This is a genomic window from Pedobacter sp. HMWF019, assembly GCF_003061025.1.
GTDB lineage: Bacteria > Bacteroidota > Bacteroidia > Sphingobacteriales > Sphingobacteriaceae > Pedobacter.
This window is the reverse complement of the sequence record NZ_QAIL01000237.1, coordinates 1-9,260: the sequence shown is the minus strand read 5'-3', so window position 1 is coordinate 9,260 and position 9,260 is coordinate 1. Positions and strand designations below refer to the sequence as shown.

Genomic DNA, 9,260 nt, shown 5'->3' with positions numbered 1-9,260 from the left:
GAAATTGACGGTCAAAGAATATAAAGCTGCCCTTCGGATTATTCCCGAGGTTTTAGATGTGGCTGTAAATACGTTTCACAATTACCGGAAGATCAAATTACACGATACACAGGATATCCCTTATGAGAAAGTCAAAATGCTGGAAATTTTGTTTGGGGTTAAATCTGGAGAGCTGGAAAATTTCAGTATGACCGGGGAACCGCTTAAAGCATTAATTAAAAAGGGGAAATACTGATGAATTATGGAAGAGCTTAAGAAATACAGGATCACAGAATACCTGGAAAATCTGCCGGCTAAGGATTATAGCCAGGCACTAAAGATTCTACAGTCAGTACTAAATGTTTCCCTGAATACCATTTATTGCTGGAGGGAGATTAAAATAGAGGATAAGACAGATATTCCTCACGAAAAGGTGAGGCTGCTTGAGGCTTTATTTGAGATGGAACCAGGAGGACTTTCTAATACCTCCTGCAAAGTCAGTACTTTAAAAGAGCTGTTGAGGTCAGCAAGGAATGAAACTTCCTGAAGGCCCGAATCCTGTAGCCTTATTTGTGGAAATTTCAAAGAATGTGGAAAAAAATAAAAATCCCTTTTATTTCTAAAATAATTTTCCTAATATTGCAGTCCGATTTTTAAACAACAGAAAGTCGGCTTAATAGCTTAAAATCATGGATTTAGTAAAATTTGTTGAAGAGCAGGTAATCGTAAAAAATGAATTTCCTGCATTCAAATCAGGAGATACAGTGAGTGTTCACTATAAAATTCGCGAAGGTAATAAGGAACGTATCCAAATTTATCAAGGCGTAGTGTTACAACGTAATAGCGTAGGTGCTAATGAAACGTTTACAGTTCGTAAAATGTCAAATGGTGTAGGTGTGGAACGTATCTTCCCTGTTAACTCGCCAAATATTGATAAGGTTGAAGTGAACAGCCACGGTAAAGTACGCAGAGCGAAATTGTTCTACCTGCGTGAACTTACTGGTAAAGCTGCCCGTATTAAATCCAAAAGAGTTTAATTTACTCTTAAAAAATATAATAGCCTTCCCGATATTATCGGGGAGGTTTTTTTGTTTGCTTTAAAGCTCTATAAGGAACTTTGATCGTTTTGCGACAAGTAGTCTGGCAAAATAGTCTGTCGGTCTTGAAAAGGCTTAAAAGCGCTTAAGAATAAAAATCTAAAACGGAAAGCAGTGCAAATAAAAAAGGCGCAAATCAGTTTGCGCCTTTTTTATATCTATTTGATTTGGAGAGCAGCGCCATAAAGCGCTTGTCCATGATTAAGACAGCTCGCCCAATACTGTAATTCCGCCTTTAACCACCTGGTTCAGCTCCAGGTTAACTTTGGTACCCAGGGGCAGGAAGATATCCACTCTCGATCCGAATTTAATAAATCCGAACTCTTTGCTTTGTTCTACCTGATCGCCTTCTTTAACATACCATACAATCCTTCTGGCCAATGCACCGGCTATCTGTCTGAACAATACAGGAGTTCCGTTTGCATGCTCTACAACAACTGTAGTACGTTCGTTTTCTGTAGACGATTTAGGGTTCCATGCCGCTAAATACTTGCCTGGGTGGTATTTGAAAAATTTAACAACACCAGAGATTGGGTTCCTGTTGATGTGAACGTTCACCGGGGACATAAAAATAGATACCTGAAGTCTTCTGTCTTTAAAGTATTCTCCTTCTTCTGTTTCCTCTATCACCACCACTTTACCGTCTGCAGGACAAATAATGGACTGATCGTTCCTGGCAAATGCCCGGCTTGGGTTCCTGAAGAACTGCAGTACAATTACAAACAGGGCAAAAGAAAAGATATAAATGAACCACCGCAGCCAGGTCAGGTCTGCATACCTATAATCTATAAAAGCATTTAAAACAAAAATAAACAGTAAGGTAACTGCGATTGTTGTATAACCTTCTTTATGTATCGTCATTGGTTAAAAATTTTTTTGCAAAATTGGTAAAATTATCTGACCTCTATGCATATCGCGGGTAGAAAAGATAAAATGCCGGATGATTAGCTAGTCAGTTGCCCGGTAAATATGTGTTAGATTTCTTCCTAAGCCATTATAATCCAGTCCATAGCCCACTACAAATTCATTCGGGATCTCAAAGCCAACATATTCCAGTTCCTTGACCGGTTCGAGTAATGCAGCAGGTTTAAACAATAATGAGCATACCCTTACCGAGGCAGGACTTTGCTGATAGACCTTTTCCAGGATGAATTTTAACGTATGTCCTGTATCCACAATATCTTCTACAATAATTACATCGCGGTTGTGAAGTGTATCCGGCAAACCAAAAGCCTCTTTCACTTCGCCGCTGGTCGAAGTGCCTTTATACGAGGAAACCCGTATAAATCCCACTTCACAAGGAATGTTCAGTTCCTTAATCAGATCTGCCATAAAAAGAAAACTGCCGTTGAGCACCCCAATAATAATGGGACAGCGATTTTCATAATCTACGTTGAGCTGGATACCAATCAATCTGGTACGTTTACTGATCTGGTCATTTTCCAGCAGGATCTCAAACTCTTTATCTTCTACTTGAACAGTATGCTTCATTAGGTGTATTGCAAGGTTATCCGCCGTTCTTTTTTAGTTTCTCCAATTCTTTTTCCAGCCTTCGCTGCTCCCGTCTTTCCTGTCTGAGCTGTTTCTTCGTTTTCTGAAGGGTATCTGTTTTGGAAGATGATCTGGACGTGGTGTCTTTATCTTTTTTCGACCCAAATATACGATCAAATAAACTTTTTGATTCGTCATGAGTTTCAATGGCTGGCATTGGGTCATCATTATCATAAGCGGTCGTATCTACTTTGGTAGAATCCGGTAACAGATATTGTCTCAGGCCTTCCCGAAGCCTTACGTTATAGAATCCATACCCGCTGGTATCTGAAGGGGTAAGTCCCCGCCGGGCCATGATATTGCCCATGTATTTAAAGTATGGATACAAATAATCCTTAAGGCCCCCATCTCCGCGGAATTTAAACAAAGCGATTTTTGGTCTGGGCACAATATTGGCCAGGAAAATTCCTTCTCCGATACTTAAAGAAGCAGGTGTTTTGCCAAAATAATACCTAGAGGCCTCACCTATACCATAAATGTTTTTGCCCATTTCTATAATGTTGAAATAGACTTCCAGCATTCTCTGTTTACTAACCAGATGGTTGTTTTCAATAAGCCATACAATCAGAATTTCCTCTGCTTTCCGGGCAAGGGTTTTGTTTCTGCTCAGGAATACGTTTTTGACCAGTTGCATGGAAATGGTGCTTCCGCCCCGAACAAATTTCTTTTCTTTAAAATTCACCGCAAAAGATTTCCGTATAGATTCCATAACAAAACCTTTATGGGTAAAAAAGGAAGGATCTTCTGCGGTCAGTAAGGCATTTTTAAAATTGCTGGATACCTCGGAGAGTGGGGTGTAATTTGAATTTGAAGGGCCAATGGTGATGTCACGCATAGGCTTACCATACTCATAGGGTGTATAAACGAAAGTACTGTTGATCTTCTGCAGGTTTGTTTTGCCCCAGCCGGTGATGCGGAAATTTACAGGCGTTAAGGTAGAATTGAACCTTACACTGTCCGGGATAGAAGTATCCAGGTAGAAATTAAGGTCATATTTTACCTTTCCACTCACTTTCAAGCCCTCCAGCGACTCAAATAAGCCTTCCGGAAAACCATTGAGAATGCCCTGGGCTTCCTGTTCATCTGCATGTACTTTTACCTCGTAGATTTTATGCGGAGATAGGGTATACTTTAAGAAAGGATGAAAAGTAGCGTTCTTCAAATGCACTGTCGAGTTGCTGTCCAGCGCTGCATAGTTCTTTCCAAACAGAACTTCTGCATCAATCCTGGCATCAGGAACGATGATGTCATTAGAAGCGATCTTAGGATGGTTGATCAGCAGGTTTTTCACAGCCCAGGAACCTTTGATCCGGAAAGCATCTCCGCTGTAATCTGCATCTTTGAGTTCTGTCCGGATGGTATCAAAGCTCAATTTCGCATTTAATTTTCTGTTCAGATACGGAAGCTCAACCTTTTTACCTTCGGCAAAGAAAGATACATCCATTTGTTTCTTCCCGGGTTTAACCACTCCGTTCACGTGCCAGATGGCCTCTTTATTGTTCACCACAATGGTTGATTTGAGGTCTCCGTTATCGATCGTAGCAGTAGTGGTTAAAAACTGGAGTTTACTGGTATCATTATCATTGAACTGCAACAGGAGGTCGCGGATTTTCATGTCGTCAGGGATCTTATATAATACCTGGTTCAACAGGTTGTGCGCCAGGTCGCCCAGGTCCAGCTTAGACTTGTTTTCTGTACTGTCCTTCTTTTTCCTTTTGAGTATAAAATCCAGATTGGTCAATGAATCCCTTCGAACAATCGTGATTTTTCCGGAATTCAAGTTCACTTCAGAAAGTTTTACATTACCAAACAACAGCGGAAAGAGCTTAACACCAATGGTCATATCGGAAACAGTAGAGAGGGTATCTCTATCCTTAGGGACCACCGAAATATTGGTCATATGTACCGTGCTTAGGCCGCTGAAACCGGCTGAACCTATTTTTATGGCGAGGCCATAATCTTTGTCGGCCTTGCTAATGGCTTTGGCCATCATTTTTTTAAGCAGTTCAGCTCTTTTACTATAAGCAATGGAGCCGGCGATGATAAGGATGACCAAAATCCCTCCCAACACCCATGCGCCAATTTTTATATATTTCTTGGGAACCTTGATTTGCGGTAGATGCATGCTGTAATATAGATGTTTATTGCTTAAACGTTAAACACAAATGTTTATTTCGTGTTAAAATTACGCTTAAAAACCCTAAAATCAATTAATTGTACAAGGGTTTTGTTAATTTTGAATAATGATAATTACAAACGAACAAGTTTTGAAGGCGCTTAGCCATGTGGAAGATCCTGATCTTAAAAAAGATCTGGTTACGCTGAACATGATTAAGGACCTGAAAATAGACAATAAAAATATAAGTTTTACCTTAGAACTGACCACGCCTGCCTGCCCTTTAAAAGACATGCTGAAGAATGCCTGTATCAATGCAGTAAAGCATTTTGTGGCACAGGACGCAGAGGTACATATTAACATTACTTCCAGGGTAACCAAACCTGCAGATTCCACACAGTTGAGCGCCATCCGCAACATCATCCTGGTGTCTTCTGGAAAGGGAGGGGTTGGTAAATCAACGGTCGCCAGTAACCTGGCCGTTTCCCTGGCTGCAAATGGTGCGAAAACCGGTCTGATTGATGCAGATATTTACGGGCCTTCGGTTCCAACCATGTTTGGGCTTACAGGCGCTAAACCAGGAGCAAGGGAAACAGAAGATGGTAAAACGCTAATCATGCCGATCGAAAAATATGGCATAAAACTATTGTCGCTTGGTTTTTTTGCAGATCCGGATCAGCCTGTGCCATGGCGGGGGCCTATGGCTTCCAACGCGGTAAAACAATTGTTCAACGATGCAGACTGGGGTGAACTGGATTACCTGATCGTAGACCTTCCTCCAGGTACAGGAGATATTCACATCACCATTACACAGAGTTTTCCAATTGCCGGGGCCGTTATTGTAACGACACCGCAGCAGGTTGCCCTGGCAGACACCAGAAAAGGACTGGCGATGTTCAAAATGCCGGGAATCAATATTCCGGTATTGGGCGTGATTGAAAATATGGCTTATTTTACACCAGATGAACTGCCTGAGAATAAATATTATATCTTTGGAAAAGATGGCGGAAAAGTACTTGCTGAATCCTTTGAAGTACCTTTCCTTGGTGAGATCCCGATTGTTCAAAGCATTACCGAAGGTGGTGACAGCGGTGCTCCGGTAGCACTGAACAAAGAAAGCATCCTTTCAGCAACGTTTTCTGAAATAGCCGGGAAAGTAGCACAGCAGGTGGCGATTAATAATGCGCAGCCGGTTTTTGCTAAATAATTAGTATTTTTATATTTAAGATTAGAAAAAGATAAACACAGATGAATTTAACAGAGCAAGTAGAACAGGCATTAGAAACCATCCGCCCTTATTTAATTGCAGATGGAGGGGATGTTGCTATAGATGAAATTACATCAGATAAAGTGGTGAAATTAAAGTTATTAGGAAATTGTGGTTCATGCAAAATGAGCTTTATGACCATGAAAGCCGGGATTGAGCAGGCAATTATGAAGGCTGTTCCGGAAATCACTTCGGTGGTTGCCATTAACCTGGCAGAACCCGTATAAATCTTTTAACACAATTTAACCATCGCTTGGCGTAATTACCGCTACTTTTGTAATATGAAGTACGTATTCACTTTTTTGCTGACCTTTTTTGTGATCAGTGCTTTTGCTCAACAGCCGGAGCCTGCACGCAAAAGACTGATTCAATTTTCCGGAATCATTACTGATGTGGACAGCAACAGAGTTGTGCCCTATGTAACGGTGACCAATATGAATACCCGGGAACAGCGTTCCGCAAACTATAAAGGTTACTTTTCTTTTGTGGCGCATCCGGGCGATACCATTGATTATACAGCTGTAGGTTTTACCAAGGCTCAGGTAATCATTCCTGAAGACCTTAAAGAAGAGAAATACACCGCCCTGGTTAAAATGAAGGCAGAGATCATTTACCTGCCTACAGTAAGGGTATACCCATGGGCAACCGTAGAAGAATTTACAAAAGACTTCCTTTCTATGAAGATTGCAGATGACGATGTAGAAATTGCCAGGAAGAACCTGTCCTCAAAAAGTATTGGAGGAATGATGGTAACTCTTCCGAGAGATGCGGGTGAGATATCCGGTCTGAACTGGCGTTTAAACCACGACAGGGCGCTCAATAAAAATATGGTACAAACCAATCCCCTGCTAAATCCATTTGCCTGGGGCAAGCTGATGCAGCAAATCTTTAGCGGAGACAAAACAAGGAAAGAAGATGAAAACTAAATGTTCTCATCTTCTTTTAGATTTATAATCTATCTCTTTTTATTCTGTTTAGGGAAACGCATTTTGTAGTCCGTTCTCACATTTCCTTTGGAAATGGAATCCAGTTTGGACTTCAGCATGGTTTTTCTTAAAATGCTCAGTTTGTCGGTAAACAATTTGCCTTCAATATGGTCATATTCATGCTGGATCACACGGGCAGGCATACCTGTTACCTCATCCTCATGTTCTACCCAGTTTTTATCCAGGTATTTAATGCGGATGTTTGGTTTACGCATCACGTCCTCACGGATATCAGGAATACTTAAGCAGCCTTCGTTAAAAGCCCAGGGTTCGCCTGTCTCTTCCAGGATCTCAGCGTTGATAAAAACCTTTTTGTAACCTTTTTTCTCGTCTTCGTCTGCGCCTGTATCTACGATAAACATACGAATTGGCAGGCCAATCTGAGGTGCTGCTAATCCAACTCCGCTGGCAGCATACATGGTATCAAACATATTGCTGATGAGTTGTTGTAAATCTGGGTAAGTCTCTTCAATATCTACGCAGACTTTTCTTAAAACCGGATCGCCATAGGCTACAATTGGTAACTTCATACTGCAAAAATACAAATATTACCCTAAAGGATAAAAAGTTAGGGCACTAAGATTCCTTTCGTCCAGGATTTCATTGGTGATATCGGCCATTTCCATCCGGCTTACGTCCTGAATTTTGCTAAAAACGGTTTGGAGATCATCAATTTTATCATGATCAATCAAGCTCTTGGCCATTGAAATGATCAACCCGATACGGTTTTCCTCACCAAGGGCAATCTGACCGATAAATTTGTTCTTGGCCTTTTGCAGCTGAACCTCTGTGAGGGGATGTTCTCTTAATTTTTTAAATTCCTTATAGATCAGGGAAAGCGCTTTATTAACTTTTTCCTTATCTGTTCCAAAGTACAGGGTAAAGATGCCCGTGTCGCTCAATGGGCTGTAGCTCGTTTCGATGGTATAGGCAATTCCGTATTTTTCACGAATTTGCAGGTTTAAAACCGAGCTCATTCCGGTTCCGCCAACCAAATTGTTCAACAGGAGTAAACCTGTTTTCTTGGGGTGATAAATAGAATACGCAGGCATACCCAGAACAGCGTGTGCCTGGGTAATGGGCTTTTGATGATTTTTTATGACAGGCTTGGCCGAGAGCGGGGCTAATCTTGTGTTGGCATGCAAATTTTGTGGAATATCTTCGAAATACCGGCTTCCAATTTTCACCATTTTTTGGAAGGCATAATTCCCGATCACCGCGATCACGATCTTATCCGTGTGGTAGTTCTCCGCCATGAATTCCCTTATGTCCTTTTTAGACAAACGGCTTACACTCTCTGCAGTACCAAGAATATTGCGGCCAAGTGGATGTCCGGCAAAGACCATGTCTTCGAAGTCATCGTATATGGCTTCTTCCGGCTGGTCCAGGTAAGAGGATATCTCATCCAGGATCACACTTTTCTCTTTATCCAGTTCTTCCTCCGGAAAAGTAGAATGAAAAACAATATCGTTAAACAATTCTATGGTCCTGTCCAGGTACGGATTTAAAAAAGAAGCGTGGATGCAGGTATATTCTTTTGTTGTATAAGCATTCAGATCTGCTCCTACGCTTTCCAGGCGATTTAAGATCTGGTTGGTATTTCTCTTTTCTGTACGCTTAAAGATCAGGTGCTCTATAAAGTGTGCTAAGCCTGATTGTTCTTCTTTCTCATCCCTTGAGCCACTGTTAACAATGATACAGGCATGAGAGATGGCAGATGCTGAAGGGACATGAAGCAGGCGGATGCCATTAGGCAAAGTATGAACGTTGTATTCCATTGAGGCACAAAGGTACACAGAAAAATATCACAGAATTATAATTTTTCAGTATCCTCATAGCCGAGCTTTAACGCTTCCGAAAGCCCGGTACGGGTTGGCCTTGTGAGTAGAAAGGCGATAAAGATGGCGGCGGCAACAATGAAAAAGACAAGGTTAGCACTAATTAAAAACGCTACGATATTCATTAAAGTTGCACCCTCAAAGAAGGCAGACCGCATGATAAAAGCCGTTTGATACCTGATTACCTTTTCTTCACCACTAAGGGTATCTTCGAGTGCAGAGAGCTGCTTCCTGAATAAAAAAGTTCCGGTAAGCACTGCAAGTATGGCCAGTACGGGAAATAGGGGATAAAGGTTATCATCCTGACCGAAAGCAGCATTCAGGTGGAGGTTATCTTTAACAAGAGAAAACACAACGGCAGAAAACAGGCAAATGGCGATACAAAATGCAGTATGAATCAACTGCATAATTTTTAATCTCGAAGGG

General features: G+C 41.3%; 12 protein-coding genes. 6 read left to right on the top strand and 6 right to left on the bottom strand.

Annotated features, from left to right (window positions below; all coding sequences use genetic code 11):
• From DBR11_RS13920 to rplS, 3 genes are all read left to right on the top strand, one after another.
• Window positions 1-235: hypothetical protein (locus DBR11_RS13920; protein ID WP_108553275.1), on the top strand; the 235-nt coding region annotated here is incomplete at its 5' end.
• A gap of 6 nt (window positions 236-241) precedes the next feature.
• Window positions 242-526, top strand: coding sequence for a hypothetical protein (locus tag DBR11_RS13915; RefSeq protein WP_108553274.1), 285 nt, complete (start codon window positions 242-244; stop codon window positions 524-526).
• Between the two features lie 142 nt (window positions 527-668).
• Window positions 669-1,016, top strand: a complete 348-nt coding sequence (gene rplS, locus DBR11_RS13910; protein WP_108553273.1) for a 50S ribosomal protein L19 — start codon at window positions 669-671, stop codon at window positions 1,014-1,016.
• 261 nt (window positions 1,017-1,277) lie between these two features.
• On the opposite strand, the gene DBR11_RS13905 is transcribed toward rplS, so the two are convergent.
• From DBR11_RS13905 to DBR11_RS13895, 3 genes are all read right to left on the bottom strand, one after another.
• Complete coding sequence (locus DBR11_RS13905; RefSeq protein WP_108553272.1) at window positions 1,278-1,937, bottom strand: phosphatidylserine decarboxylase family protein; 660 nt, start codon at window positions 1,935-1,937, stop codon at window positions 1,278-1,280.
• Window positions 1,938-2,024: 87 nt separating this feature from the next.
• Window positions 2,025-2,567, bottom strand: a complete 543-nt coding sequence (gene hpt, locus DBR11_RS13900; RefSeq protein ID WP_108553271.1) for a hypoxanthine phosphoribosyltransferase — start codon at window positions 2,565-2,567, stop codon at window positions 2,025-2,027.
• Window positions 2,568-2,583: 16 nt separating this feature from the next.
• Window positions 2,584-4,752: a transglycosylase domain-containing protein gene (locus DBR11_RS13895; protein WP_108553270.1), complete on the bottom strand. Its 2,169-nt coding sequence runs from the start codon at window positions 4,750-4,752 to the stop codon at window positions 2,584-2,586.
• Between the two features lie 118 nt (window positions 4,753-4,870).
• Between DBR11_RS13895 and DBR11_RS13890 the strand changes: the two genes are divergently transcribed.
• Genes DBR11_RS13890 through DBR11_RS13880 form a run of 3 tightly spaced genes read left to right on the top strand, consistent with a single transcriptional unit; the run spans window position 4,871 to window position 6,936 of the window.
• Window positions 4,871-5,950, top strand: a complete 1,080-nt coding sequence (locus tag DBR11_RS13890; protein ID WP_199233839.1) for an Mrp/NBP35 family ATP-binding protein — start codon at window positions 4,871-4,873, stop codon at window positions 5,948-5,950.
• Between the two features lie 41 nt (window positions 5,951-5,991).
• Window positions 5,992-6,237: a NifU family protein gene (locus DBR11_RS13885; protein WP_108553269.1), complete on the top strand. Its 246-nt coding sequence runs from the start codon at window positions 5,992-5,994 to the stop codon at window positions 6,235-6,237.
• 54 nt (window positions 6,238-6,291) lie between these two features.
• The gene (locus DBR11_RS13880) at window positions 6,292-6,936 is read left to right on the top strand and encodes a carboxypeptidase regulatory-like domain-containing protein (protein WP_108553268.1); all 645 of its coding nucleotides are present in this window, start codon (window positions 6,292-6,294) and stop codon (window positions 6,934-6,936) included.
• A 29-nt stretch (window positions 6,937-6,965) separates the two neighbouring features.
• Here DBR11_RS13880 and def read toward each other — a convergent pair whose 3' ends face one another.
• The 3 genes from def to DBR11_RS13865 all read right to left on the bottom strand — a co-directional run.
• Window positions 6,966-7,526, bottom strand: coding sequence for a peptide deformylase (def, locus tag DBR11_RS13875; RefSeq protein WP_108553267.1), 561 nt, complete (start codon window positions 7,524-7,526; stop codon window positions 6,966-6,968).
• A gap of 18 nt (window positions 7,527-7,544) precedes the next feature.
• The gene (locus DBR11_RS13870) at window positions 7,545-8,774 is read right to left on the bottom strand and encodes a pitrilysin family protein (RefSeq protein ID WP_108553266.1); all 1,230 of its coding nucleotides are present in this window, start codon (window positions 8,772-8,774) and stop codon (window positions 7,545-7,547) included.
• A gap of 35 nt (window positions 8,775-8,809) precedes the next feature.
• Window positions 8,810-9,260, bottom strand: a 451-nt coding sequence (locus tag DBR11_RS13865; protein WP_233260752.1) for a hypothetical protein, incomplete at its 5' end; no start/stop codon positions are given.